General features: G+C 74.2%; 26 protein-coding genes. 11 read left to right on the top strand and 15 right to left on the bottom strand.

What is annotated here, in order from left to right; translation table 11 throughout:
- Window positions 1–184: 184 nt before the first annotated feature.
- From ACZ3TI_RS38070 to ACZ3TI_RS38055, 4 genes are all read right to left on the bottom strand, one after another.
- Complete coding sequence (locus tag ACZ3TI_RS38070) at window positions 185–2,221, bottom strand: S8 family serine peptidase (protein ID WP_465734672.1); 2,037 nt, start codon at window positions 2,219–2,221, stop codon at window positions 185–187.
- 348 nt (window positions 2,222–2,569) lie between these two features.
- On the bottom strand, window positions 2,570–2,875 hold the full coding sequence (locus ACZ3TI_RS38065) for a transglycosylase SLT domain-containing protein (protein WP_465734671.1): 306 nt from the start codon (window positions 2,873–2,875) through the stop codon (window positions 2,570–2,572).
- Between the two features lie 773 nt (window positions 2,876–3,648).
- Window positions 3,649–4,521, bottom strand: coding sequence for an alpha/beta fold hydrolase (locus tag ACZ3TI_RS38060; protein ID WP_465734669.1), 873 nt, complete (start codon window positions 4,519–4,521; stop codon window positions 3,649–3,651).
- A 246-nt stretch (window positions 4,522–4,767) separates the two neighbouring features.
- On the bottom strand, window positions 4,768–6,255 hold the full coding sequence (locus ACZ3TI_RS38055; protein ID WP_465734667.1) for a S53 family peptidase: 1,488 nt from the start codon (window positions 6,253–6,255) through the stop codon (window positions 4,768–4,770).
- 298 nt (window positions 6,256–6,553) lie between these two features.
- On the opposite strand from ACZ3TI_RS38055, the gene ACZ3TI_RS38050 reads away from it, so the two are divergent.
- Window positions 6,554–6,859: an undecaprenyl-diphosphate phosphatase gene (locus ACZ3TI_RS38050; protein ID WP_465734679.1), complete on the top strand. Its 306-nt coding sequence runs from the start codon at window positions 6,554–6,556 to the stop codon at window positions 6,857–6,859.
- A 54-nt stretch (window positions 6,860–6,913) separates the two neighbouring features.
- Here the strand turns inward: ACZ3TI_RS38050 and ACZ3TI_RS38045 are convergent, their stop codons facing one another.
- Window positions 6,914–8,080 (bottom strand): alanine--tRNA ligase-related protein, encoded by a 1,167-nt coding sequence (locus ACZ3TI_RS38045; protein WP_465734677.1) that lies wholly within the window; start codon window positions 8,078–8,080, stop codon window positions 6,914–6,916.
- Between the two features lie 420 nt (window positions 8,081–8,500).
- Here ACZ3TI_RS38045 and ACZ3TI_RS38040 point away from each other — a divergent pair, with 420 nt between their 5' ends.
- The 3 genes from ACZ3TI_RS38040 to ACZ3TI_RS38030 all read left to right on the top strand — a co-directional run bounded on the left by ACZ3TI_RS38040 (window position 8,501) and on the right by ACZ3TI_RS38030 (window position 11,175).
- Window positions 8,501–9,733, top strand: coding sequence for a hypothetical protein (locus ACZ3TI_RS38040; protein ID WP_465734665.1), 1,233 nt, complete (start codon window positions 8,501–8,503; stop codon window positions 9,731–9,733).
- A 130-nt stretch (window positions 9,734–9,863) separates the two neighbouring features.
- Window positions 9,864–10,658, top strand: a complete 795-nt coding sequence (locus tag ACZ3TI_RS38035) for an NAD-dependent epimerase/dehydratase family protein (RefSeq protein WP_465734675.1) — start codon at window positions 9,864–9,866, stop codon at window positions 10,656–10,658.
- A gap of 142 nt (window positions 10,659–10,800) precedes the next feature.
- Window positions 10,801–11,175 (top strand): hypothetical protein, encoded by a 375-nt coding sequence (locus ACZ3TI_RS38030; RefSeq protein ID WP_465734663.1) that lies wholly within the window; start codon window positions 10,801–10,803, stop codon window positions 11,173–11,175.
- Between the two features lie 36 nt (window positions 11,176–11,211).
- On the opposite strand, the gene ACZ3TI_RS38025 is transcribed toward ACZ3TI_RS38030, so the two are convergent.
- The 6 genes from ACZ3TI_RS38025 to ACZ3TI_RS38000 all read right to left on the bottom strand — a co-directional run bounded on the left by ACZ3TI_RS38025 (window position 11,212) and on the right by ACZ3TI_RS38000 (window position 17,239).
- Window positions 11,212–11,424 carry a hypothetical protein gene (locus ACZ3TI_RS38025; protein WP_465734661.1) on the bottom strand — a complete coding sequence of 71 codons (213 nt, stop codon included), beginning with the start codon at window positions 11,422–11,424 and terminating at the stop codon, window positions 11,212–11,214.
- 102 nt (window positions 11,425–11,526) lie between these two features.
- Window positions 11,527–12,366 (bottom strand): DUF4389 domain-containing protein, encoded by an 840-nt coding sequence (locus tag ACZ3TI_RS38020; RefSeq protein ID WP_465734659.1) that lies wholly within the window; start codon window positions 12,364–12,366, stop codon window positions 11,527–11,529.
- 132 nt (window positions 12,367–12,498) lie between these two features.
- Window positions 12,499–12,738, bottom strand: coding sequence for a hypothetical protein (locus ACZ3TI_RS38015; RefSeq protein WP_465734657.1), 240 nt, complete (start codon window positions 12,736–12,738; stop codon window positions 12,499–12,501).
- A gap of 113 nt (window positions 12,739–12,851) precedes the next feature.
- Window positions 12,852–14,177: a type III PLP-dependent enzyme domain-containing protein gene (locus ACZ3TI_RS38010; protein WP_465734655.1), complete on the bottom strand. Its 1,326-nt coding sequence runs from the start codon at window positions 14,175–14,177 to the stop codon at window positions 12,852–12,854.
- A gap of 323 nt (window positions 14,178–14,500) precedes the next feature.
- The gene (locus ACZ3TI_RS38005) at window positions 14,501–16,207 is read right to left on the bottom strand and encodes a helix-turn-helix domain-containing protein (RefSeq protein ID WP_465734653.1); all 1,707 of its coding nucleotides are present in this window, start codon (window positions 16,205–16,207) and stop codon (window positions 14,501–14,503) included.
- 105 nt (window positions 16,208–16,312) lie between these two features.
- Window positions 16,313–17,239: an aminoglycoside phosphotransferase family protein gene (locus ACZ3TI_RS38000; protein ID WP_465734651.1), complete on the bottom strand. Its 927-nt coding sequence runs from the start codon at window positions 17,237–17,239 to the stop codon at window positions 16,313–16,315.
- A gap of 131 nt (window positions 17,240–17,370) precedes the next feature.
- On the opposite strand from ACZ3TI_RS38000, the gene ACZ3TI_RS37995 reads away from it, so the two are divergent.
- Window positions 17,371–17,964 (top strand): isochorismatase family protein, encoded by a 594-nt coding sequence (locus ACZ3TI_RS37995; RefSeq protein WP_465734649.1) that lies wholly within the window; start codon window positions 17,371–17,373, stop codon window positions 17,962–17,964.
- Window positions 17,965–17,996: 32 nt separating this feature from the next.
- Here ACZ3TI_RS37995 and ACZ3TI_RS37990 read toward each other — a convergent pair whose 3' ends face one another.
- Both ACZ3TI_RS37990 and ACZ3TI_RS37985 read right to left on the bottom strand, forming a co-directional pair.
- Entirely contained in the window at window positions 17,997–19,190 is a 1,194-nt protein-coding gene (locus tag ACZ3TI_RS37990; RefSeq protein WP_465734647.1) for a damage-control phosphatase ARMT1 family protein, read from the bottom strand.
- A gap of 31 nt (window positions 19,191–19,221) precedes the next feature.
- Window positions 19,222–19,794 carry a TetR/AcrR family transcriptional regulator gene (locus tag ACZ3TI_RS37985; protein ID WP_465734645.1) on the bottom strand — a complete coding sequence of 191 codons (573 nt, stop codon included), beginning with the start codon at window positions 19,792–19,794 and terminating at the stop codon, window positions 19,222–19,224.
- 123 nt (window positions 19,795–19,917) lie between these two features.
- Between ACZ3TI_RS37985 and ACZ3TI_RS37980 the strand changes: the two genes are divergently transcribed.
- The 6 genes from ACZ3TI_RS37980 to ACZ3TI_RS37955 all read left to right on the top strand — a co-directional run bounded on the left by ACZ3TI_RS37980 (window position 19,918) and on the right by ACZ3TI_RS37955 (window position 23,738).
- The gene (locus ACZ3TI_RS37980) at window positions 19,918–20,358 is read left to right on the top strand and encodes a nuclear transport factor 2 family protein (RefSeq protein ID WP_465734643.1); all 441 of its coding nucleotides are present in this window, start codon (window positions 19,918–19,920) and stop codon (window positions 20,356–20,358) included.
- Window positions 20,359–20,513: 155 nt separating this feature from the next.
- The gene (locus ACZ3TI_RS37975; RefSeq protein ID WP_465734641.1) at window positions 20,514–21,233 is read left to right on the top strand and encodes a DUF2278 family protein; all 720 of its coding nucleotides are present in this window, start codon (window positions 20,514–20,516) and stop codon (window positions 21,231–21,233) included.
- A 122-nt stretch (window positions 21,234–21,355) separates the two neighbouring features.
- A complete protein-coding gene (locus ACZ3TI_RS37970) occupies window positions 21,356–21,874 on the top strand; it encodes a BBE domain-containing protein (RefSeq protein ID WP_465734639.1) in 519 nt (172 codons plus the stop codon).
- Between the two features lie 59 nt (window positions 21,875–21,933).
- Window positions 21,934–22,746, top strand: coding sequence for a DUF1963 domain-containing protein (locus ACZ3TI_RS37965; RefSeq protein ID WP_465734637.1), 813 nt, complete (start codon window positions 21,934–21,936; stop codon window positions 22,744–22,746).
- A gap of 140 nt (window positions 22,747–22,886) precedes the next feature.
- Window positions 22,887–23,132, top strand: coding sequence for an amphi-Trp domain-containing protein (locus ACZ3TI_RS37960; RefSeq protein WP_465734635.1), 246 nt, complete (start codon window positions 22,887–22,889; stop codon window positions 23,130–23,132).
- 144 nt (window positions 23,133–23,276) lie between these two features.
- Window positions 23,277–23,738 carry a helix-turn-helix domain-containing protein gene (locus tag ACZ3TI_RS37955; protein WP_465734633.1) on the top strand — a complete coding sequence of 154 codons (462 nt, stop codon included), beginning with the start codon at window positions 23,277–23,279 and terminating at the stop codon, window positions 23,736–23,738.
- A 68-nt stretch (window positions 23,739–23,806) separates the two neighbouring features.
- Here ACZ3TI_RS37955 and ACZ3TI_RS37950 read toward each other — a convergent pair whose 3' ends face one another.
- A complete protein-coding gene (locus ACZ3TI_RS37950) occupies window positions 23,807–24,409 on the bottom strand; it encodes a ClpP family protease (RefSeq protein ID WP_189925871.1) in 603 nt (200 codons plus the stop codon).
- A 1-nt stretch (window position 24,410) separates the two neighbouring features.
- Window positions 24,411–25,049 (bottom strand): ATP-dependent Clp protease proteolytic subunit, encoded by a 639-nt coding sequence (locus tag ACZ3TI_RS37945; protein ID WP_465734632.1) that lies wholly within the window; start codon window positions 25,047–25,049, stop codon window positions 24,411–24,413.
- Window positions 25,050–25,082 lie beyond the last annotated feature (33 nt).

Raw genomic sequence — 25,082 nt, 5'->3', positions numbered from 1 at the left:
GACCCGCACGCTCTACGACGAGGCCACTGCCTGGTCACACCACGCAACCCTCCCAGCCACAGCTTGACACCGCTACGGCATGGGATGTCTGACACGACTGCGCGCCCGAACCGGCCGCGACGAGCGCTGCCCCGGCCGGGGCTTCCCGGCCGGGGCAGCGTTCGTCGGGGCGTCCGCCGGGGCGTCAGTCGATGCGCCAGGCGAGGGCGTAGGGCTGGGCGAACCGGGTGATGCGGTGGGCGCGGACGACGACCTCCGCGTCACCGGCCGGGATGCCGTCCCAGCGGACCTGTTCGACGTTGTTCGCGCGGTCGAAGCCGGGGTCGGTGCCCATGTTGCCGTGGCGTTCCGTGCCGCCGGCCCGGACGATCAGGTCGAGGTCGTTCTGCAGCGCGGCCCCGGGCGGGTCGGTCCAGACCAGGGTGATCTTCAGGGTGCGGCCGGCGTCCGGGACGGGGATGCGCAGACTGCGTTCCTCGTCCTGGTCCAGTTCCGCCTCGTCGGCGAAGCCCGCCCGGGCCCCGGCCCCGTCGCCGTCGCCCGGGAGGACGATCGAGCGGGTGAGGTTGACCCGTCCGAACCCGGAGTTGTTGTTCGGGGACGCGCCGGCCTCGGTGGGCTGGTACTGGCCCGGCAGGTCCTGCGCGCCGTTGATCAGCATCGCCTTCAGCAGCGCGGCGCTCGGCTCCGGCGTCCCGTTCTTCACCAGCGTCTCGCGCAGCACCGCGACGCAGCCCGCGACCAGCGGGGTGGCCATGCTGGTGCCGCTGTCGAAGAAGTAGGCCGGGTCTGAGGAGACGCCGAAGAGGGTGTCCGCCCCGGCGGCGCGCGAGTGCGTGGAGAGGATCGAGGTGCCGGGGGCGACGACGTCCGGGCAGATCCGGCCCTCCTGGCTCGGGCCGCGGCTGCTGAAGGCGGCCATCCCCTTCGGGTTGGTCGCCTGCGGGTCGTCGCGGATCGGGTTGACGGGGAACGCCACCGTGCTCAACTGCCCGTAGGTGAGCGGGATGTGGGGGCGGCTGCTCTCACTGGCGCCGACCGTGATGCAGTTCTTCGCCCCCGCCTGGGCACTGACCGAGGCCTGGTTGATGCGGCCGCTGCGGTCGCGGTCCCGGCCGCTGTTGCCGGCCGAGAAGCAGATGACGAAGTCCTTGTGGTCCCAGACCATCTGGTCGGTCTCGAGGGCGCTGGTGTTGTACTGCACGCCCGCCACCTTCGGGCCCCAGGAGTTGGTGTGGATCCGCGCCCCGTCCTCGTGGAAGGGCGGCCCGAACAGCTCGGCCAGGTCGTCGGGGATCCCGCCGAGCCCGCCCGCGTCGTCCAGCAGCGACTGCAGCACCAGGGTGGCCCCGGGGGCCGTGCCCTGGACGGCCTCCCCCATCGAGACCGACGTACCGTCGCCGAGGACCGAGCCCGCCACGTGGGTGCCGTGGCCGTGCGGGTCGTCCGTCCGGTCGGGGCCGGTCCGGCCGAGGGCGGTCAGGCGCTTGACCCGGCCGGTGAAGGCGGGGTGCACATCGCTCGTGGAGCCGCGGTCGAAACCGGTGTCGGCGACGGCGACGACCTGGCCCTCGCCCCGGAACGGCGTCCCGTTGAGCGTGATCCGCGCGCTCATCAGCCCCGCGGCGACGCTGTTGTGCAGCCCCATCTCGGGGACCTCCTCGACCTGCCGCACCTCGTCGAGGGCCGCCAGCGCGGCCAGGTCCCCCTCCCGGACCTCCATCCGCACCTTGCGCCGCTGCGGCCGGATGTCGTCCGCGTCGGCCCCGGTGGCCTCGGCGATCCGCCGCCGCACGCCGTCCGAGCCCGCGTCGACGTCCTCGTGCAGGACGACGTCGACCGTACGGGTGCGCGCCCCGGCCGGCTCGACCGGCCCGGCCAGGAGGGAGAGGGAGGGCCGCAGCCGCCCCGACCGCAGCGAGGGCGCGATCTTGAAGCCCTGGAGGTACACGTCCGCCCAGGCCACGAAGGGCAGCGCCCGCACGGCCTCCAGGTCGGCGGGCCGGTAGCCGCACAGGTACGTGCTCTCCGGCACGTACTCGTGGATCACCACGCCGAGCCGCGCCAGCTGCGCCTTCTCCTCGGCGGTGGGCACATGGGTGGTCTGGACCAGCAGGTAGTCGGATGCGGAGGCGTCCTCGGAGACCAGCGACGCGCGGGCCATCTCGGCGGACTGGGCCAGCGGGTCGACGGTCACGCCGTTGATGGTGATGGGGGCCAAGGCGGACTCCCGGTTCTCGGATGAGGGGGGGGCGGTCGCATCGTGCCACCGGCCGGGCGCGGCACCCGGAAGGCGAGGCCGCACCGGCCCGCGCACGCCGCCCGGAAGGCGGCGGGTCAGGGCGCGGGAGCGGCGGCCTCCAGGGCGTCGACGGTGCCGGACATGACGGTGCGCAGGTGGGTGCGGCACGGTCGGGTCGGGCACGGCGGGGATCACGGGGGCTCCGCTTTCGGGTCGACGGGGCGTCAGGAGTACTGCGTTCCATGATCCCTCGCACCGCCCCCGGTACCGGGTGGAGGCACCAGGGGCGGCCGGGGAGGTGCGGGGTCGCCCGCGGCGGGGCGGGGGTTAGCGCCAGACGCGGTAGACGGCCTCGCGGGCCTGGCCGAGGTACTGCCGGTAGGTGCCCAGGTGCCAGGCCGCCCAGGACGCCCAGCCGCGGCCGGTGCCGTCGTTGTCGATCCGGTAGGCCTTGCGGGCCGACCAGCCCATGTCCTGCCAGTTCTCGGCGGTGACGATCTCCGGGTCGTGGCCGTGGACCTCGGGGTACCAGCGCTCGTTGATCTGCCAGGCACCGAGGTCCTTGGTGCCCGGGTCGGGGTCGGTGGGGAGGTTGGTGTGGACGGCCAGGCGGTTGCAGCCGGACTCGGCCATGGCGATCGACGGCGTAGATCGCGTCGTCGTTGCGGCCCTCGCCGGACTTGCCCTTCGCGAAGCCCGCCGACTGGGCCTCGCGGGCGCAGGCGTCGATGCCGCTCTGGTCACCGGCGGCGTTCGCGGTGAAGTCGGCCGAGGTGAGACTGAGCGCCAGGACGGCGACCGAACCGGTCAGCAGGGCACGGGTCTTGCGCAGCACGAGAGTTCTCCCTTCGACGCCGGCCCGGGTCGGGCCGGGTACGGGGAGGGACGCTAGGCATCGTCGGTAGACAAACGGTCAACGCCCGGTCGGCTGGCGCCGCCTGGGCAGCCGACCGGTTCGGCGGTGGGTCGCTGACCTGCTAATATTCTTCTCGTCGCGAGGGAGAGATTCCTCGTCAGGCGTCAGCGGTGCTACCAGAGCACGTCCTACTTTCAGTAGGAAGAGTCCGTGCGACCCGGGCCTGGCGCTCCACAGTCGGACGAGGTCCGGTACCCGATCGGGTACCGGACCTCGTCCGCTTTCGCGGGCCGCTTGCCGGGATCCGGGGCTTCGCAAAAGGGGTTTGAGGGTGCCGGCGCGTGTGCTGTCATGGGGGCACGGGGGCGGGCGACGGTCGGATGCGGTTGCGGGTGACGAGCCATCGCGTGGCGGCCCCGGGTCCGGGCTCCGCCGGATCCTGAGCACCGGTCCCATGCTGCGCTCCCCCGGCCCCCGCGTGAAGCGGGGCTGAGCCGGGGCTCCCGCAGGGCGCCCCGACCGGACCGGAGGTCGGAGTGCGGGACGGCGGTCAGCCGAGGAAGGCGAGGATGCGCTTGGTCACCTCTTCGGGCGCCTCGACGAAGGGGAAGTGGCCCACGCCCGGGAGCAGGGCGCCGTCCGACCCGGCCGGCAGTACTCGGAGCAGGTCCGCCATGGCTTCCTCGTCCATCACCGGGTCCTCGCTGCCGTGGAGGTAGAGGGTCGGCTGGGTCGGGAGTTCGGCGAGGACCGCGCCCATCTCCCACCGGTCGGTGCCGAAGGTCGCGGCCGGGAAGTTCTGGCGGTACAGCCCGAGGCCGCAGCGCAGGTTCTCGGGTGCGCGCAGGGCGTTCTTGCCGGCCTCGCGGTATTCGGTGGAGTCGAACCCGGGGTCGGCGGAGCCGCTCCAGTGCTGCCAGAGCCAGTCCAGGTAGGCGAAGTCGTCGACCGGCACGAGCTGGTCGGCGACGCCCATCTGGAAGAAGTAGAAGTGGCTGTTCTTGTGGATCTGCACGGGGTCGGCGGCCTTGCGCTCGTAGAACCGCAGCGGCGGGACGTCGGCCACCACGATCTTGGACCACCGCTGCGGCGCGTACGCCGAGGCGCCCCAGGTGGTGAACCCGCCCCAGTCGTGCCCGATCAGGACGGCGTCCCCGTCCCCGCCCAGGGCCTCGTGCAGGGCGTTGGCGTCGGCGATCAGGTCGGCCATCCGCATGCTGCCGTCCGGCGGGACCTCGGTCGGCGCGAAGCCGCGCATGTACGGGGCGACGGCCCGGTAGCCGGCGGCGGCGAGGGCGGGCATCAGATGGCGGAACATGTCCGGGGTCTCCGGGAAGCCGTGCAGCAGGAGGGCCAGCGGGCCCTCGCCCTGTTCCACGTATGCGAAGTCGATGCCGTTCGCGGTGATGTGCCTGATGTCCACGGTTCCTCTTTCCCCTGTCCGGTTCCGACCCGCGCCGCAGGCGGGCAGGTCGGGTCGTCGCTTCGCTCCGGGACCGACTGGAACGAACGCTCTAGTGGGGTAAACGTAGCACGCCTAGAACGAACGCTCTATCCAGTTGGGTGGGCGGTCGCGCGCATGGCTTCGCCCCGTCGGGCCGCGGCCCGACGGGGCGAAGTGGTCAGGGGCCCGATGTCACTCACATCGGGTCACTGCGGCCGGTGGGGCTCAGCCGGCGTGGGCGGCGCGGACCAGGTCGGGCAGCAGCTTCGCCGCGTCGGGCGTGCCGAGGCCGGTGATCGGGTCCCAGCCGGTGGTGGCGGGATAGCCCGGCACCGTCGGCTCGGCGGTGTTGTTGCCGAGGGTGACGTCGTTGAAGTCGGCCGCGTACGTCGCCGGGTCGGCGCCCAGCTTGTACAGGGCCGGGTTGATCGGGCCGAGGCCGCCGCCGTTGATCTGGTCCGCGATCGAGACCAGGCCGGCCCACTCCGGGCAGGAGAGCGAGGTGCCGCCGATGTCGTACCAGCCCGCGCTGCACGGGGTGCCACCGCAGTTGAGGCCGCCGGCGCCGTCCGGCGGCAGCGACAGGTAGACCAGCGCGCCGGTGCCGGGCGCGGCCTGCAGGGAGATGTCCGGCACGCCGCGCTTGGCGCCGATCGGGGTGGAGCCGGCCGGCAGCGCCGACTGGTAGCCGGGCTTGTCGAAGACCTGGCTGAACCCGCCACCCGCGTAGGTCCAGCCGACCTCCGCCGCACCGGGGTTGGCCTGGCACTTGCCCGGATTGTCGGTGCTGTCCACGGACCGGGTGGCGCTCGCGTCGGGGTCGGTGCACAGGTACGTGCCGCCGACGCCGGTCACCAGCGGGTCGGAGGCCGGCCACTCGACCGCCGGGTCCGGGAGTGTGGTGCCGCCCTGCTTCACCGGGGTCTTCTTCGAGCCGGACGAGCCGTCGTCGCCGGAGGAGCCGAGCACCGTGACCCCGTTCAGGGCCGCCGACTTGAAGGCGTGGCGCAGCGGCTCGATCGACCGGGGACTGGCGAACGCCCCCTCGGCGGAGGCGAAGGACTGCGAGATGACGTTCGCCAGGTGGTGGTCGACCACGTACTGCTCGGCGTCCATCATGGCGGGGAAGCCCTGGACGCCGAGCGTCTCGGCGGTGGGGGTGGTGACCAGCAGGATGTTGGCGCCGGGGGCCATCGCGTGCGCGGTCTCGACGTCGAGCGCGACCTCGAGCGCCCAGGCGGCCTTGTCCTCCTGGCCGGTGCCCTTGCTGGTGGAGGGCGGCGCGGTGGTGCCCGGCGCGCCCTGGACGTGCAGCTCGCTGAAGGTCGGCATGCCCGGCTGACAGGTCACGCCCTCCTCGCCGCACATCGCGGTGATGCCGAAGGCCTGGTCGAAGACGTGCAGGTCGTGCGCCATGGTGTCGCTGCCGTACGAGTCGACGATGGCGATCGTCTGGCCGCGGCCGTCGTAGCCGTTCGCGTACAGCGGGCCGAGGTTGTAGGCGGCGCGGATCGCCTGCGGGGTGAAGCAGCGCCGGCCCGCCGTCGCGCACTGCGCCTGGGTGGGGGGCGTCGCGCCGGTCGAGACCTGGGTGTAGTCGGCCACCGCGGGGTGCACTGCCGGGTAGCCGGCGGCGACGGCGGTGCCGACCGTGGGGGCGGCGAGCGCGCCGGAGGCCGCGAGGGCCAGGCTGCTCACCCCTGCCAGGAGCATCCGGCGTAGGGTTGGTGCCTTCAAGTCGTCCTCCATGAGGGTTGGTTGGGGGACATCGGCCGGTGGCCCGGGTCGGATCGAGCGACACCGGGAACGTGGGGCCTCCGGGACGCGAGGTCACGGACGGGCGCGAGTGTAGGGGTGTGAACAGCCCCGCCTCAATCGGCCCGTCGGTAAAGAGTTCCCCTGTGCCCGCCGCGCGGACCGGCGCCGGACCCGTACCGGGCCGACCGCGGAGCGGCTGTCGGGGCGTCAATTCGGCTGCCGCGCAGGCACCGAGCGCGTGTGAGCCGGTGAAATACATAGATCATCTTGTAGTACTCTCGCTCCGCCGAGGGACGGGGAAGAGGACTCGGCCCGCTTCGCGTTCCTCCTCACCGCGCCCGTGATCGGATCCGCCGCCCTGTTCGAACTGCCCTCGCTGGTCGACGCGTACGGCGCCGACCTGGGCGCGCAGGTCCCGATCGCGAGCGCCCTGGCCTTCGTCGGCGGGTACGCGGCCGTGCACTTCCTCAGCAAGTACTTCAAGACGCACACGCTGAAACCGTTCGCCTGGTACTGCTCACTGGTCGGGCTCGGCGGGCTGGTCTACCTCACGGTCTGAGCCCCGCCCCGCAGTGACGGCCCGGGCCCGCCGCCGTTCCCCGGGGGCGGGCTGTCACTGCGGGCGCAGGTTCAGGACGAGGTCGCGGGGCAGGCCGTGGGTGTCGTGGAGGTAGTGGAGGTCGTCCTCGCTCAGCGGGCCGCGGAAGCGGGGGCGGGAGAGCACCTGGCGGCCGCGTTCCAGGAGGCGGGTGAAGCGGAGCTCCTCGTCGAGCAGCACCCGGCGCACGGATTGCGGGTCCACGTCCTGGCGGAAGCGGTCCAGGGTGTGGCGGAGCAGCTCGGTCGGCAGGTCGCCGAGTCCGCGCCGCGGGTCGTCCCGGCGGAGCACGGTGAGCACCCGGCGGAGCAGGCGGCGCAGCACGTAGCCGCGGCCGGTGTTGGAGGGGCGGACGCCGTCGGCGATGACGACGATGCTCGAGCGCAGGTGGTCGCAGACCAGCCGCAGGGACGGTTCGTCCAGCTGCCATAGGGGCGGGACGAGGCGGCGCCAGGGGTCGAAGACGTCGCACTCGAAGACCGAGGACCGGCCCTGCAGCAGCGAGGAGAGCCGTTCCAGGCCGAGTCCGGTGTCGATGTTGCGTTGCGGGAGCGGGACGAGCGTGCCGTCGTCGAGGCGCCGGTGGCGCATCATCACGTGGTTCCACACCTCCACCCAGCGGTCGTCGCGGGTGGGCGTCGACTGCGGCGGGGTGTCGCCGGTCCACAGGAAGATCTCCGAGTCCGGGCCGCAGGGGCCGGTCGGTCCGTTGGACCACCAGTTGTCCTCGACGGTGAGCTCGACCGGCACGCCGCGGTCCTGCCACAGCTCCAGCGAGCCGGTGTCCGGGCCGACCTGCTCGTCGCCGCCGAAGACGGTGGCGTGGAGCAGGCCGGGATCGATGCCGAACCCTTCGGTGAGCAGCCCGTAGCCCCAGTCGAGGCTCTGCGGGCCCTCGTAGTCGCCGAGGGACCAGGTGCCGAGCATCTCGAAGACGGTCAGGTGGGTGCGGTCGCCGACCTCGGCGAGGTCCGTGGTGCGCAGGCAGCGCTGGACGTTGACGAGCCGCCTGCCCAGCGGGTGCGGGCGGCCTTCCAGGTAGGGCGTGAGGGGGTGCATGCCGGAGGTGGTGAACAGCACCGGGTCGCCGGGCGGGGGCAGCAGGGTCGAGCCGGTGATCCGGCGGTGGCCGCGGTCCTCGAAGTACTCGGTGAAGGTGCGGACGATCCGGTCGCTGCTCAGGCCGGTGTTCGGGCCGGTGTTCGGGCCGGTGTTCGGGTCGGTGTTCACGGGGTGGCTCCTTCGCGTGTGCCGGGAGGGGGCACCGGAACAGGTCCGCGCGATCGTCGGAACCGAGGAGGGGAACGCCTCGAGGCCACCGCCGGCGGGCCGTTTCCGGTCGCCGGGGGGAGGGGGTACGTCAGGCGGCGGCAACCGGCGAGCTGGTCGCTCGCGCGGTGGCGGTGTTCGGGCCGGTGACGTTCATGGGGCGAGGGTAACGCTGCGGGCGCCCCGGGGGCACGCGGTTTTCCGCCCGGGCGGGGTGGGGTCGGCGGGCCCCGTCCTCGTGGAGGTCAAGGCCGGGCTCCGCGCGCCGCCGGCCCCTCGACCGATCGAAGGAAGCGGCTAATCCCACCCGGGCGCCCGGTCGATTGTGCACCTATGAGCGACAGTGGCGCGCGACCCGATCCCGAACGGCCGGAGGACCGGTATCCTCCCGGCGCATGGCAGCGGTGGCGCAAACGCCGTCAGGACCGCAGACGCGAGATCGGCTCCTGGGAACTGCGCGAGGCCATGCACGCCTCGATCAACGAGCTCGGCGCCCTGTTGCAGGCGATCCAGCTCAACGTGCCCGGGGAGTCCACCGAGGCCCGCATCCAACTGCGGGAGGAGGCTTTCAGGGCGCTCGCCAACGCGCGGGAGAAGCTCGGGCACGCCGACCACCCGCGCCACCTGGTCGGATCGCACCTGACCGCGGCCCAGATCCACCTGAACGCGGCGCGTGCGCTCTTCCTGCGGCTCGTGAGCAGGGAGGAGGCGCTCTCGCTGCTGCCGGGCCTGGTCGCCCTGATCCGCGAGCACCTCAAGGCGCAGGACCCGCGCCGGGTCGCGGTCGAGTCGCTCTGGAGCCGGCTCGAGCGGGGAGCGGTCGACGGGACGGGGGCGCCGGCCCTTCACCCGTTCGACATCGAGCTGATCAGCGACGCGGTGGGCACCGCCCGGCTGGAGGCCCTCCGTGAGCAGCTGCGGGTCGGGAGCTTCGTAAAGATCGTCCGGTTCGTCACCATCGGCCTGGCCGTGGGGGCCGTCGCGGTGGGCCTGCTCGGCGGGTTCTTCCCCGACGCCGTCCCCCTGTGCTTCACGCCGCCGAAGCCAGCCGGTCAGACGCTCGTGCCGCCCGGGACGCCGGACTTCATCGTCGTCTGCCCGGTCGGGAGCGACATCCATCCGACCGACCAGGACATGAACCACGCCATGGCGACCGCGTCCGATTGGGGTGACTACGCGACGGTCGAGGTGGTGGGACTGATCGCGGCGGGGATCGCCGCGGCCACGTCGCTGCGGCGCATCAACGGAACCGCCACCGCCTACCCCGTCCCGGTCGCGCTGGCGTGGCTGAAGCTCCCCACCGGGGCCCTGACGGCCGTGCTCGGCCTGCTGCTCATGCGCGGCGGGTTCGTCCCCGGGCTGAGCGCGCTGGACTCGTCCGCGCAGATCATCGCCTGGGCGCTGGTCTTCGGGTACTCGCAGCAGCTGTTCACGAAGTTCGTCGACCGGCAGGGGCAGGCGCTCCTCGACGCGGTGCGGGGCCCGACCAGCCTCGGCTCGAGCGGGACCACCCTCGTCCTCACGCCCCCCGGCGGCGGCGCAGGCCCGGGCGGGCAGGCGCCGTGACCGGCCCCGGTCCGGGCGGGGACTCCGGTTGCGGCAACGGGCTCTGGCGCTCCGTCAGGTATCGTCGCACGTCGCCGGATCCGGCCCGTCGGCTCCGGGCCCACGAGGAACCATGGAGACGCAACAGATGGTGAACCAGCCCCGCCAGGTCCTGCTCACCGGTGCCGCCGGCCGCATCGGCGCCTGCCTGCGGGAGCTGCTGCCCGCCTACGGCCACCGGCTGCGCTGCTTCGACCGCCTCCCGGTGCCCGGCGTACCCGACGCGATCACCGCCGACCTGGGCGACGCCGAGGCGCTGGCGGCGGCGGTGGAGGGCGTCGACGCCGTGGTGCACCTGGCCGGGATCCCCGGGGAGGCGCCGTTCGCCGACATCCTGGCCGCCAACATCGACGGCACCTACCGGCTCTACGACGCCGCCCGGGCGGCGGGCGTGCGGCGGATCGTCTACGCCTCCAGCAACCACGCGGTGGGTTTCACCGAGCGGCCCGCCGACGGCGCCACCGTGCCGGTGGACACCCCGCAGCGGCCCGACACCTACTACGGGCTCTCCAAGTGCTTCGGGGAGAACCTCGCCTCGCTGTACGCCGACCGGCACGGGATCGAGTCGGTCTCGCTGCGGATCGGCTCCTTCGGCGCCGAGCCCCGCAGCGTACGGGAGCTCGCCACCTGGCTCAGCCCGGGCGACTGCGCCCGGCTGGTGCACGCCGCGCTCACCGGGCCGGTGGACGGCCACACCGCGGTCTACGGCATCTCCGCCAACACCCGCGCCTGGTGGGACCTCGCCCCGGCCCGGGCGCTCGGCTACCGGCCGCAGGACGACGCCGAGGCCTTCGCCGCCGAGCTGGTCGCGAAGCTCGGCGAACTGCCCGCCGACGACCCGGAGTTCCGCTACCTCGGCGGCCGCTTCACCCAGGCCCGGCCGTGACCGCGGGCCCGCTCCCCCGGTCGCGGCCGGCGCTGCGGCGATAATGGCCCAGGCCGCGGGCCGGCTGCGCCGGGGCGGTACGTGCGGTACGTGCGGTACGTGCGGTACCGGCGGTGGCGAGCGACGGAGAGGCGGAGGACGGATGGCCCTGGAGGCAGGCCGGCGGGTCAGGTTGGCGGAGGATCTCGGGATCGGCGAGGCGGTCGCCGGGGAGCCCGGGGCCGTCGTCGGGTTCCTCTCGCTGGGCGCCGGGATCGAGGGCACCGTCGAGCGGGTGGAGGGGGAACTGCCGGAGAGCCACGAGGTCCGCGAGTACCGGCGGCTCAAGGCGCTGTTCGAGGACTACGGGCACACCATGCCGACGGCGAGCCGGGAGCGGCTGGAGGCGGAGATCGCCGCGCTGGAGCCGGAGTGGGCCGCGCACCGGGAGCGAGGGAGCCGGGTGACGGTCCGGGTCCGCTGGGACAACGGCTTCGTCCTCGAGGGGGCGCACCAGGACGTCCTCACCCTGCTCTGAGGTAGGACGTCCTGGTGTGACGGCGGCAGGCGCGCCTCAGATCGGGCTCGACAGGTAGTGCCCCTGGTTCTGGGCCTCCGCCACCTGTACGGGCTCGGCGACCTTGACGAGCTTGTAGGCCCCGTACGCTGCGGACACCGGCACCTGCTGCTCCGCGGCGTGTGACGGCGTCGCGAGGCCGAACGCGGCGCCCGCCACGACGGCGCTCGTGATGACCATGTGCGCGACCCCGCCGGTCCAGTCCGGCATGTGATGCCTCCCCCGTTCGTTTCCCGCCCCGCCGGCGGGAGTTGGTGCGGTCAGCCAACCACCGCCGGGGGCGGGAGACAAGCCCTCCGGAGGCGCCGGCGGCTACGGCCGGCCGGTCGGGTTCCCGGGCGCGTGGGCGGCGGGGCCCGGCACCAGCGGTGCGATGACGTGCTGGGTCGGGTTGACGGTGTCCTCGTAGCCGTCGTCCGAGTCCACCGAGGCGGTGACCGAGCTCGTCGCCCAGGAGACCAGCCCGAGGATGAGGAAGACGACCAGCAGGCCGCGCCCGGCGCCGCTCAGGACCAGCGGGCGGGTGGCCGACACCGGGCCGTCCGGCTCGCTGCCCGGCTCCTCGCCGAACAGCCGCTTGGGGTAGGCGGAGGAGAGCATCACCAGGTAGGCGGCGTAGCGCATCCGGTAGCGCAGGATCGCGGTCGTCGCCTCGTACAGCGCCTGCGGCATCCGGCCGAGGATCAGGACCACGAGCCAGCTGATGAACGAGACCGCCCACCACCCCGCGGACACCAGGCCCTGCACGATCGAGGCCGGGATGACCAGGATGATGCGGAACAGGACGGCGAGCCGGTTCAGCTCACCGGGGCGCAGCCCGACCTGCACCGGGTAGTCGGGGGCCCGGAAGCTGAACGGCGGGTAGCGGTCCACGGTGAGCATCAGGGACGCGCTGACCCGGGTCTCGTACGGGACGTACGCGGTGAGGTAGTCCGCCGCGAAGCCGGGCAGCCGCCCGAGCACCAGCGCGCCGAACCAGCCGATGACGGTGACGAGGACCGCCACCACCGACAGCACCCACACCACCACGAGCTGGGGGATCAGCAGCAGGGCGCGCAGCAGTACCGTCCAGCGGTTCTGCGCGCCGGGGGCCGGCATGTCCAGCACCGGGAGCCACTCACGGCTGACGGGGGCGGGGGGTGCCTGCCACATCCGGGCCTCCACGGTCTCGGGACGGCGGGACCCGGCGGTCGGGCGCGGCCGGGCGTGCTCCGAAGATCGCAGCACCCCGCCCGGCCCGCGCGCCGCGCTGCGCCGGACGGGTCAGTCGGCGTCCGGCCGCGGTCAGCGCCGTCGGCGGCGGGTGCCGCCGCAGGGCGCCGGTCGGCGCTGCAGCAGGCCCGTCGCGACGCCGCCGGCGCCCGCGAGCACTTCCAGCACCGTGGTGGTGGGGACCTTCGCGATGGCCAGGGCCGAGGCGAGGACCAGGATGACGACCAGCACGACCTGGTCGGCCGGCCGGAAGCGGCGGCCCGGGGGCACGGGAGCGGACGGCGGGGTCGGGCGGTGGTGCGAACGGGTCATGACAGCCCTCTGGTACTCGTGTGACGGGAACGGCGGCGCCGGGCAGGGGGCGGCAGGCCGCAGGTCGCGGCGGGTGCCGGTGGTGCGGGCGACGGAGCGGACGGGGGAAGGGGTCACCCGCCGGTGCGGGCCAGCAGGTCCTCGACGGTCTGCGCGCGGCGCAGCGTCTCGAAGCGCACGGTCCCGTCGGGCGCGACGGTGACTCCGTGCACGGCGGGCTCCAGGAGGCTGTTGTAGGAGAACGGGGTCGAGGTGTAGTAGGCCCCGGTGTCCAGCAGCGCGATCAGGTCGCCGGGCTCCAGCAGCGGCAGCGGGCGGGCCCTGGCGACCAGGTCTCCGGCGAAGCAGGCCGGGCCGGCCACGTCCTGTTCGACGGGCTCCCCGTGCTTGGCCGCGCCGGTGGCGTCGTGGGCGGTGATCCGCAGCGGCCAGGAGTCCGGGGCGAAGACCGTCCGGGTGGCGACCTGCACGCCGGCGAAGGTGGTCGCGATCGCCCGTCCGCCGGAGGTCTTGGTGTATTCCACGTAGGCGGCGGTGAAGCCGTTCTTGGCCAGCACGGAGCGGCCGAACTCGGTGACCAGCCGGAACTCGCCGGAGAACAGGTCGGGCACGTGGGCCTCCAGCCGCTCGACGTAGTCCTGGTAGCCCGGGTTGGCCTGGTCGCCGGCGAAGTCGACCGGCAGTCCGCCGCCGATGTCCAGGCCCACCACCTGGCGGTGGCCCAGCTCTCCGTTGATGTTCCGGGCGAGGGCGACGGTCGCGGCGACCCCCTGCGCCATCAGGTCCAGCGGGCAGCCCTGGCTGCCGACGTGGCAGTGCAGCCAGCCGAGCCAGGGCCGCTGCCGGAAGGCCTCGACCAGCCGTTCGGTGTTGCCCTCGTCGGCGAGCGCGATGCCGAACTTGGAGGTCGCGGTGGCGGTGGACATCGCGCCGATGGCGCCGGCGCCGATCTGCGGGTTGACCCGCACCCCGATCCTGGAGCGGGTCCGCAGGGCCGGGCGGTTCGTCAGCAGTTCGTCGATCCGGGCCAGTTCCTGCCAGTTGTCGACGTTGACCGCCACGCCGAGCTCCAGTGCCCGCGCCAGCTCGCGGCGGGTCTTGGCCGGCGAGTCGAAGACGATCGCCCCGGGCTCGAAGCCGGCCGCGAGCGCCTGGGCGAACTCGCCGGGGCTGGCCACCTCGCAGCCCATGCCGAGGCCGCGCAGCCGCTGCAGCACCGGGACGAGGCTGTTGGCCTTGGCCGCGACGGCGTGCAGCACCTCGACCGAGGCGGGGAAGGCGCGGTGCAGCGAGTCGACGGTCGCCGCCACGGCGTCCAGGTCGAGGAAGGCCGCGAGCTGCGCGTCCTCGGGGTCCAGCAGCCCCTCGCGGACCGCCGCGCGGAGGATGAGCTCACGCCGCTCCGGGCTGTGCAGGGCCGTCGGCTGGGGGTTCGTCATGGTGGCACGCTCCGTCTGGTCGTCTCGGCCGTACGCCCCGGGTGCTCCGGCGGGCCGTGCGACCAGACTGCCCGTCAGCCGACCGGCACGTCTTCAGCCCTCGGCCCGGGTTTGCGGGGGCGTGTTCGTGCCGGCCGGCGATGGGCGGGGGCGGGGGCCGCCGGCTCGTGCGGCGTGCCGAGGACGGGCGGGCGGTGTCGTCGCGCAGGGGTGCGCCGCCGCCGTGCCCGGCCCGTCTTCGTGCCGCACGGCGAAGGGAGGGCGCCGTCCTCGCGCGGGACGACGAACCCGGCCTTCGTCGGCCGGCTCGCGCGGCGGCGCACTCAGCTCTCGTCGGCCGTTTCGTCTCTGAGCAGCAGTAGTTGGAGCCACGCCAGCAGCCGGGCTTCGGGATCGTCCAGTTTGATGGCGCTCTTCCCCACCACCGTGTGGTCCAGCCGGTAGTTGTAGGTGGCGGCGGGCACGCCCAGGGCCCTCGCGGCCCTGGCCCGCTCCCCCGGCTGGTCCAGGAAGGCGCCCAGGGTTTCGACCAGCGAGAACTCGCCCTTGTGCGGGGACGCCAGCAGCCGGGCCACCGGTGTCTGCACCGGCGGCTGTCCGGCCGCGCGCAGCGCTTCCACGAAGTGCAGCAGCGCCACGGCGTCGGCGACCTCCCCGACCCGGGCGCAGTCGTCCTCGGCCCGCGCGGCGGCGCCGTCCTGGGCGGCGTCCCCGGCCCGGGCGGCGGCGTCCCGCTTCGTGCGGCGGAACAGCAGGCCGCCCAGCGCCAGATCGGCCGTCCGGCGGGACTCGGGCGCCCCGTCGAGCCGCTCCTGCACCTCGCCGATGCCGACCCGCAGCCGCAGCCCCAGCTGCCGCGACAGCTCCCCGGCCAGCGACGTGGCCAGCAGCTCCACCCGCTTCCGGGCCTGGTCCGGGTCCTTCGCCAGCCCGCCCAGCAGGACCAGGACGCCCCTGGTCGAGGGCACCACCACCGACACCTCGCCGCGTGCGGTGCAGTGCCGGAACGCCGCGTCGACCAGCCGGCCGCGCACCTGGACGTCCTGCGGGCCGCCGGATCCGGTGCCGACCGACAGCACCGCGCACCGTTCCGCCATCGGCAGCCCGGTCCGCGCCGCCAGCAGTTCGGCGGACCCCTCGCCGTCGAGCAGCACCCGGGCGGCTTCCAGCAGGAGTTGGTCCTGCCCCTGCCGGCGCGCGCGGTGGTGCAGCAGATGGGCCACGGCTGCCCGCGCCGCGACGCGCAGGGCCTCGCGGCCGGCCGGCGTGTCCAGGGGCTGCTCCCCCTCCGCCGCCACCCAGATCGAGCCCAGCGGGACGCCGCCCGCCCGGACCATCACGATCAGGCGCTCGGGGGCCTCTCCCTGCTTCTTGCGGTACAGCACCTTGTCCGACCGCAGCAGGTCGCGGTCGAACCCGGCGTTCCTCATGTCGTCGCGCCGGCTCTCCGGCGGCTGCCAACCCAGGATGGTCCGGATCCGGACCGAGTCCACCTTCTCGCCGATGGGCGAGTAGGCGAGCACGTTGAAATCCGTGTCCTCGATCGTCACCGAGCCGCCGACCTGGATCCCGATCGCCTTGGCCAGTGCGGGCAGGTCCCCCAGCGGTACGGCGCCGAACCTCGGTTCCGGCGCCACCGACAGCCCCGCGTGCAGGATCCCGATCACGGTCGGCCAGTCCGTCCACCGGCTGCGGAACAGCACCGCCGTCCCCGCCTCGGCGGCGGCACCGGCCAGCACCTCGTTCCCGGAGGCCGTCTCCACCGGGCGGAAGAGCACCCCCACCACGCCGGCCCGCCCCGCCCGGCGGACCAGGGCGATCGCCTCCTCGGTGTGCGGATCGACCCCGACCGCGACGAGCAGATCGCCCTGCGAGGCCGCCGGTTCCAGCTCGTCGAGCACCACCAGCCGGCTCACCGGCCGATCAGCCTGCCCCGCCGCGGCCCCCGGTACGACGAAGTCCCCCGCCAGCGTCAGCAGGTCCCGCAAGGTCCTCGACTCAGGCCTGTCCGCCTGCTCCGCCCCGGACATGAACAACCCCTCCCCGGGGCACCACGCGCGCAGCCGACCTGGCGTCAACTCGCACCGGAAACCCCCCGATTGCGCACAGCGTAGTGCCGCCCCGGGGGTGGCGTCCTACCGTTCGGCGAGCAACTGCGCCAGGCCGTCGGCGAGTTCGGTGAGCCAGTCCGGTCGCGGTCCGCCGCCGATCCGGAAGCCGTGGCGGCGGCCCCAGAAGGCGGCCTGGACGGCGTGGAACTGGGCCCACCGCCGGACGCGTTCGCGGTCGAGTTCGGCCGCTTCGGCGAACACGTCCAGGACGCGGTGGACGGCCCTGCCCGGGTCGTCCGCTCCGATGAGCGTCAGCGCGCGCGACTTCAGCAGCGTGCCGGCGTCGTAGGCGGGGTCGCCCGCGTACCCCTTGGGGTCGACGGCCAGCCACGGCTCGCGGTCGGCGCGCAGGATGTTCCCGGCGTGGAGGTCGCCGTGGACGAGGGTGTCCGGCTGGCTCCGGCCGAGTTCCCGGACGGTCGCCACGGCGGCGTCCAGCACCCCGCACGGCAGCGGGTGCGCCAACTCCTCGTCGTCCCTGAGCAGTTGCTCCTCCCAGGCCTCGGCCTGCCCGCGCAGCCGGGGCAGGCCGGGCGGGGCGGGGACGGCCAGGCGGCGGCTGAGCCGCCCGGCGACCGCCACCACCGCGTCGCCGTCCTCGCCCTCCGCCAGGGTCACCGGCCGCGCCCGCTCCAGCAGCATCGCGTACCGCTCGTCGTCGCGCTCGTGCAGCAGGACGGCGCCGTGCCCGGCCCACGCCACGAACGCGTCCGGCTCATGGACGTTGCCGGGATGCGGGAACGACACCTTCAGCACGGCGGCCTCCCCGGCCCGCCCCCGCACCGGGACGACGACACCCACGCCCCCGTGCATCACCCCGCCGTCCGGCGCGCACTGCCAGCGCCCCAGCAGCTCCTCCACGATCCCGGGCAGCTCGGCCAGCCACCGCGCCCCGGCCTCCCCCTCCCGCTCGACGGTGCTCCGTACGAACTCCTCCGGTATGGCGATCATCCCGGCAGCCTATGGTCCCCCCGGGGTCCCTCCGCCCTGCGGCCGGGTGAACCGTGCGCCCGGGGCGCGACCGTGCCGTCGCCGGCGGGCACGGATCGGGGACACGGGTCCTCGCCGGAAAGGGTTTCGCCATGCGCCGCGCACTGATCGTCGTCGACGTGCAGAAGGACTTCTGCGAGGGCGGCAGCGTCCCGGTCAAGGGCGGGGCCGACCGGGCCCGCGCCATCGCCGACCTCGCCCGCCGCTCCGCCGGCACCAAGTACACGCACATCGTCGCCACCCGCGACCACCACATCGACCCCGGCGGCCATTTCTCCGACCACCCGGACTTCCGCGACTCCTTCCCCGTGCACTGCGTCGTCGGCAGCGACGGCAGCGAGTTCCACCCGCACTTCGCCCCCGTCGCCCTGTCCGGGTCCGTCGACGAGGTCTTCTACAAGGGCGCGCACTCGGCCTCCAAGAGCGGCTTCGAGGGCTCCACCGCGACCGGCACCCCGCTCGCCGACTGGCTGCGCGCCCGGGACGTCACCCATGTCGACGTCGTCGGCATCGCCACCGACCACTGCGTCAAGGCCACCGCCCTCGACGGCGCACGGGCCGGCCTCACCGTCCGCGTCCTGCTCGACTACACCGCGGGCGTCGCCACCGACACCACCACCGCGGCCCTCCGGGAACTGCGCCAGGCCGGCGTCCACCTCACCGGCAACCCCGTCGTCCTCAACTGAGCCCGCCCTGACGGCGGCGGGAGCCGCCCCGGCTACCGTCGGGCGTCGACCTGGACGACGGCGTGCCGGCCGTCGGTGCGCCACGGCGTGCCGCCGGCGTCGAGCCGGGCGAGGGTGGCGGCGTCGACCCCGACGGCCACGTCCGACTTCAGCGTCCGCAGGGCCGCGACGGCCGACGGGAAGTGCCCGGTCACGTCGGTGAACGGGGTGGTCGGCGGCCAGAGCCGGTCGCCGACCAGGCGGCGGTAGTTGAGATCGCCCTTGAAGACCGTCAGCGCCGCGCCGGCGAACTCGGCCCGCAGGTCGGCGGGCAGGTCGTGGAACGGCAGCGGCGCGCAGAAGAACGGGTGGGTGCGGGCCACGAGCGCGCCGCTGCCCATCGCCCGCCACAGCCGCTCGCCGACCGCGGCGGCGGCCCGCGAGGGCGCGGTGCGGAGGCGTTCGAGCGCGGCGAGCACGTCGGCCGTCGTCGCGTCCGACACGAAGTACGGCTGCGGTTTCACGTACAGGGCGACCCGCGCCGCGAAGCCGTGGGCCAGGAGGTGGTCGATCAGGACGAGGTCCGGCAGCAGCTCCCGGCCCGCGTTGTCGGCGACGACGCAGACCGGCCCGCCGCCGGCCCGTTCCAGCGCGGCCCACAGCAGCGCGCTGTCGTCGGCGACCAGGTCGGAGTCGGCCGGCCCGCCGGGCTCCGCGGTGATCCGGAAGCTGAGGTCCGCCCGGTTGCCCCACAGCGCGGACGACAGCAGCGCCTGCGCCCGCCGGGGCTGCGGCAGGTCGTCGAGCACGTCCAGCGCGGCCAGTTCCTCGTCGACCGCCGCCCCGGCCAGCTCGGCGGCCTTGAACGGCGCGAACGGGTCGACGCCCTGCCAGGCACCGGGCCCGAAGTAGCCGGTGGCGTCGAGCAGCCGGTGGTAGAAGTAGCTCTCCGCCCACAGGAACGGCGCCTCGCCCCACGGCCTGCCCCACAGGCCCTCGCCCCACGCCGTCCACTGCGCGGCGTCGGGGGCGTCCGCGCGCGGCGGCTCCAGGACGCCGTCGGTGCTCTCCACGAGCAGCCGCCCGACCGCCGCCCTCTCGCCGGGGCCGTACGGCAGGGCGTCGAGGACCCGCCGCAGGAGCTCGGGGTGGCGTTCGTGGAAGACGCCCCAGGCGAAGGACCCGGGGACGTCGCTGCGGATCACGGGCGCGTTCGGCACGGTGGGGCTGGTCCCTCTCGTCGTCATCGGGCGGACGGGCCGGTCGCCGGCCCTGCGGTCAGTGCGGGCGCAGGCCGGTGAAGACCACGTCGAGGATGCGCTCGCGGGCGGCCGGGTCGGCCGTGAGCTGTTCGGTCGCCGTGCCGACGCCGACGAGCAGGGCGATCAGCTCCGGCAGGCCCACCTCGGGGCGGACGGCTCCGGCCTGCTGGGCACCGGCCAGGATGCCGGCCAGCTGGTTCCGCATCAGCTCGGTGGACTGCCGCAGGGAGGCGTGCACGTCGACTCCGGCCTCGGCGAGGGCGCGGGTGAACTCCTGCTTGCCCGCGGAGTGTTCGACGATCAGGCGGAAGCAGGCGAAGAACGCCTCGGCGGGCTCGGCCTCGGCGGCGAGCTGCGCGGTGCGGGCGGTGATCGTCTCCAGCCGGCGGACCATCACCGCCTCCAGCAGCGCCTCCTTGGTGGGGAAGTGCCGGAAGAGGGTGCCGACGCCGACGCCGGCGGCGCGGGCGATCTCCTCGGTCGGCACGCCGACGCCGCGGGTGGTGAACACCTCGGTGGCGGCGTCGAGCAGCCTGGCCCGGTTGCGGGCCGCGTCCGCGCGCAGCGGCCGTTGCGGGGCTTGGCTCATTCCGGTCTCCCTCCCGGCCGCGGCGAGCGCGGACGCACCTGTGGACAACCGGAGCGGTCAGTCCGTATCGTTCCAAGCGGAGTCGCTGGTCCGATTCTAGCGGCGCGATCCTGGGGGTTGATCATGTCCGAAACACCGACGCCGCGCGAGGTCTTCCTCGAGCTGCTGGAGGGCATCACCGCGGGGCGGTTCTCGGAGCTGGCCCGGCTCTACGCCGAGGACGCGGTGGTGGAGACCGTCTTCGAGCCGGTCGGGCCGCGCCGCTTCGAGGGGCGGGCCGTCCTCGCCGAGCGGTTCGCGCAGGTCGGCGCGCAGTCGCCGCTGGAGCTGCGGGCACGGAACGTGGTGGTGCGGGAGACCGACGACCCCGAGGTGGTCGTCGCCGAGTTCGACTACCTGGCGCACCACCGGGACACCGGGCGCAGCTTCGAGGCCGCGAACGTCCAGGTGCTGCGGGTGCGTGACGGCCTGATCGTGCACAGCCGGGACTACCACGACCACCTGGCCCTCGCCGTGGCCGGCGGCCACCTGCCCCAGCTGGTGGCGGCCCTGGAGGGCAGGTAGCGGCCGGGGAACGCTCCTCCCCCGCCCCCGCCCGGCCGGTCGTTCACACCACGACCGGCCGGGTGGGGGCGGAGGCCTGCCAGGGGGCGGGCACCGCGTCACACGCACGGCTGTCGGCGGGTGGCAGGCACGACCCGGGCCCGGATGCTGGTGCCATGCCCCTCCCCCTGTACGGCGTCGCCGCCGGCACGTTCCACTCGTTCACCCGGGACCCGTCCCACGACTTCGGGCACTGGTACCACGGCCACCTCACCCTCGCCACGCCCGACGGCCTCTGCCCCACCGCCCTCGACGTCGACGCGCCGACCGACATCGGGGTCGCCTACCGGCTGGTGGACGACCTGACGGTGGACCACATCGCCACCGTCCGGGCCCTCGCCGACGGATTCCACCCGCTGGCCTCCACACCGGACTCCGGCGCGCTCGACTACGCCCGCAGCCCGACGCTCCAGGACACCACCTGGCTCGCCGCCCTGGCCGCACTGCTCCGCAAGGTCCGCCTCGCCCTGACCCGCCCCGCACCCGGCTCCCCCGCCTTCGGACCGGACCTCGCCGACCGGCTGGCCGCCCGCCTGCCGGTGCGCGCCTTCCCGTGGGTGAGCAGCAACGGCGACAACGCGCTGGACGTCCTGCTCCCGCACGTCCGGGCCGCGAGCAGGATCTACGTGTTCGGGCAGCGCTTCGACGACGGGCTCGGCGTCCACGACGTCCACCTCAACCAGGGCGACCCGGTCGGCAGCCGCTGGTACCCGGACAACGGGACCTGGCAGGACGGCGCCGTGGTGTGCGAGCACTCCGACGGGCAGGTCGTCGTGTGGCAGATCAAGTTCAACACCCAGGTCCTCACCACGGACGACGCCGGCCACCCGCGCTGACGCCCCGCGAAGGACCGACGGCCGCACGCGAGAAGGGCGCGCCATGACCCTCGACCGACGACGCTTCCTCGCCGCCCTCGGCGCCACCGCCACCCTGGCCGCCGCCCGCGGCACTCCCACCCGTGGCACTCCCGCCCGCGCGCTGGCGGCCTTCCCGGTTCATGGCGGGCTGCTCGAACGACACCCTCGCCCAGTGCCACCCCACCTGGGAGGGTGGCGTCCTGCCCCGGGCGGGCTTCGTCGCGGTCTCCCGGATGCTGGGGCCGGCGCCGCTGGATCCGGCGAAGGTCACGGAGCTGATGGCGGGCCGCACCGGCGTCGACCTGCTGCTCGACTCGCTGGGCGGCGCCGTCGGCGAGCCCGCGCCGGGCGCCACCGCCTTCCCGCACCGCGACTCGCTCGCCAGCGCCCAGGTCTACGCCGGCGCCACGACCCTCAACGAGGACCGGGTCCGCACCACCGTGGACGCGGTCCGCGACGGACTGGACCGGCTCGGCGCGCACGTCAACTACATCGACGCCACGCTGCCCGACTGGGGCCGCGCGTACTACGGCGCGAACCTCCCCCGGCTGCAGGCCGTCGCCCGCCGCTACGACCCGGACGGCGTCTTCGCCTTCCCCCGCTCCGTGGCGACCGCCTGAGACCTGCCTCCGGGGGGGGGCCGCGCGGGGTGGTGCGCGCGGGTTGAGAGGATCCCCGCATGGAGTTCGACGACCCGGCCGTCATGCGCCGGCTGTGTGTGGAGCGGCTGGGCCCGCAGGCCGGGCGGCAGTTCGCCGCGATGGCCCGGCGCGGCTTCCGGCTGGTCCCGGCCTCGCCGGAGGCGCCCGCCGCAGGCCGGTCCCGGCTCGGCGGGCCCGCGCTGCTCGAACCGGGCACCCCGTGGCCGGAGTCGGAGGGCGTCCCGCTGTCCCTGCACGCCGTGCTCGACACCGACGCGCTCGCCGCGTGGCTCGGGGAACAGTGGCCCGGGAGGCGGCTGCCTGTGCGGCCGGGGCTGCTGAACTTCTTCTACCTCGATCCCGACGTGCCGTACGAGGAGTACTGCGAGCTGGACCCGTACAGTCCCGACGCGTGGCGGGTGGTGCCCGCCGATCCCGCGCGGGCGGTCGCGGCGGCCGCTCCCGAGCCCGCCCGCCGCTACCCGGCGCGGCCCGTCCACGCGGTCGAGGTGACGATGCTCCCGGACGGCTGGGACCTCGAGGACGGCGACCTCGCGTACGACCAGGACCGGCACTGGGGCGCGCCCTCGCTCATCCTCGACGCGATGGCCGACCTCGACGGGAACACCGCCGGGCACCACTGCGCGTTCGGCTGGCCCGACACCTCGTACACGGTGCCGGTGACCGCCCGTGACGACGACGGCCCTGCCGTCCATCTGCTCCAGCTCGCCGAGGACGCCGACCTCGGGTGGGGCTGGGGCGATGCCGGGACGCTGTACTTCACCATCCCCGCCGGGGCGTTCGCCGCAGGCGATTTCGGCAGGGCCGAGGCGGCCGGCTACTGCTGTTGAGCGGACGCGCCGGGGACGGGCGGGACGGGCGCGGGACGGGGCGGGCAGCGCGTACGGTCCGTGCACGCCGGGCCGGTGGAGGGCGGCGGCGCGAGAATGGGAGGCATCTGCTGTCCGCCGCTGTCCGCCCGGAGGCACCCGTGAAGGACCTTGAGTTCGAACAGAAGCGCACCCTGTCGCGCGAGGAGGCCGCTGATCAGCTCGACGCGCTGGCGGCCGCTCTGCGGCGCGGCGGTCAGGCCGAGCTGGACCTCGGACCCGGGAAGCTGACGCTGCGGGTCCCCGACGAGCTCCGCACCGAGATCGAGGTCGAGCTGGAGGACGGCGAGATCGAGCTGTCGTGGCACACGGGACAGCCGGCCGGGGCCACGGACGCCGACGACTGACAACCGACGAACGACTGCTGACGGCTGACGGCTGACGGCCGATGGCGGCATGGGTGACGCCGTGCGCCGTCCCGGTCGTACGGCTTCACCCAGGGCAGAACGCCGCGCCCTTCCCCCGGCGGCCCGGATCCCTAGGCTGGAGGGGTGAGCACTCCTGCGCCCCATGCGCCGAACGAAGCCCGCGTCATCCCCCTGCGTCCGCAGGCCTCGCCGCCCGCGTCCGACGGGGTGACCCGCAGTCAGCAGCGGCCGGTCGGGGCACCGCCGGCACCCGCGCCGAGGGAGCCGCTGTGGCGCGACGTGGTCGGCGACGTGCTGCGGCGCGAGCGGCTCGCCCAGGAACGCACGCTGAAGGACGTCGCGGAGGCGGCCCGGATCTCGATGCCGTACCTGTCGGAGCTGGAGCGCGGGCGCAAGGAGGCCTCCTCCGAGGTGCTCGCGGCCGCCGCCCGGGCCCTGGGGCTCGGCCTCGGCGACCTGCTCTCGCTCGCCCAGGACGAGCTGGCCCGGTACGCCCCGAGCCGGACGGTCCGGGTGGACCGGGCGGGCCTGGGCCGCCGTACGTCTCCCACGGCGCGGTACGACGGGCTCTGCCTCGTCGCCTGACCGGGCCGGGCGGCCGGTACACCCCCGTGATACCGGCCGCCGGCCCGGCCCTCGGCCGCGGCGCGGGGTCAGGCGAACGGGAGCCGTCGGCTCAGCACCTCGTCGGCGATGCCGTAGGCGACGGCCTCCTCGGCGCTGAGCACCTTGTCCCGGTCCATGTCCGCGCGCAGCGTTGCCACGTCGTGGCGGGTGTGCCGGGACAGGACCTCCTCCACCTGCGAGCGGATGCGGACCATCTCCTTGGCCGCGAGGCTGAGGTCGGAGACCGTGCCCTGCCGGCCGCCGCTGGCGGGCTGGCCGAGCAGCACCCGCGCGTGCTGGAGCACAAACCGCCGCCCCGGGTCCCCGCCGGCCAGCAGCACCGCCGCCGTCGAGGCGGCCTGGCCGACGCAGAAGGTGGAGATCGGTGCCTGCACGAAGGTCATGGTGTCGTAGATCGCCATCAGTGAAGTGAACGATCCGCCGGGCGAGTTGAGGTAGATCGAGATCTCGCGCTCCGGGTTCTCCGACTCCAGGTGCAGGAGTTGCGCGATGACCACGTTGGCGACGCCGTCGTCGATCTCGGTGCCGAGGAAGATGATCCGCTCGTTCAGCAGCCGGCTGAAGACGTCGTAGGAGCGCTCGCCCTGCGCGGTGCGCTCGATGACGTAGGGAACCGTGTACGAGCCCATGTCACAGCCCCATCCGTCGGCGCGAGGAGGCCGGGCGGATGTCGGCGAGCGACTCCACCACCTTGTCCACGATCCCGTATTCCTTGGCCTGTTCGGCCGTGAACCAGCGGTCCCGGTCGCCGTCGCGCGCGATCGTCTCCACGCTCTGCCCGGTGTGCTCGGCGGTGATCCGCTCGATGGCCTCCTTGGTGAACTGGAGGTTCTCCGCCTGGATCACGATGTCCGCGGCCGTGCCGCCGATGCCCGCCGAGGGCTGGTGCATCATGATCCGCGCGTTCGGCAGCGCGAACCGCTTGCCGGGCGCCCCCACGGTGAGCAGGAACTGGCCCATGCTGGCGGCGAATCCCATCGCCAGCGTCGAGACGTCGTTCGGGACGAGCCGCATGGTGTCGTAGATGGCGAGGCCCGCGGTGACCGACCCGCCGGGGCTGTTGATGTACAGGCAGATGTCGCTGCGCGGGTCCTCCGCGGACAGCAGCAGCAGCTGCGCGCACACCCGGTTCGCCGACACGTCGTCGACCTGGGTGCCGAGCAGGACGATCCGCTGGGCGAGCAGCTGCGCCGCGAGGTGGTCGTCGAAGGGACTGGGCGCGGTGTCGCCCTCCCCCGCGCGGGGCGGGGGCGTGGTGAGCAGGGCCATCGGGTCTCCTTGTCGGGGAGGGGTTCCGTCGAC

The organism is Kitasatospora sp. NPDC023120, assembly GCF_055560835.1.
This window is presented reverse-complemented; position numbering and strand designations above follow the sequence as displayed.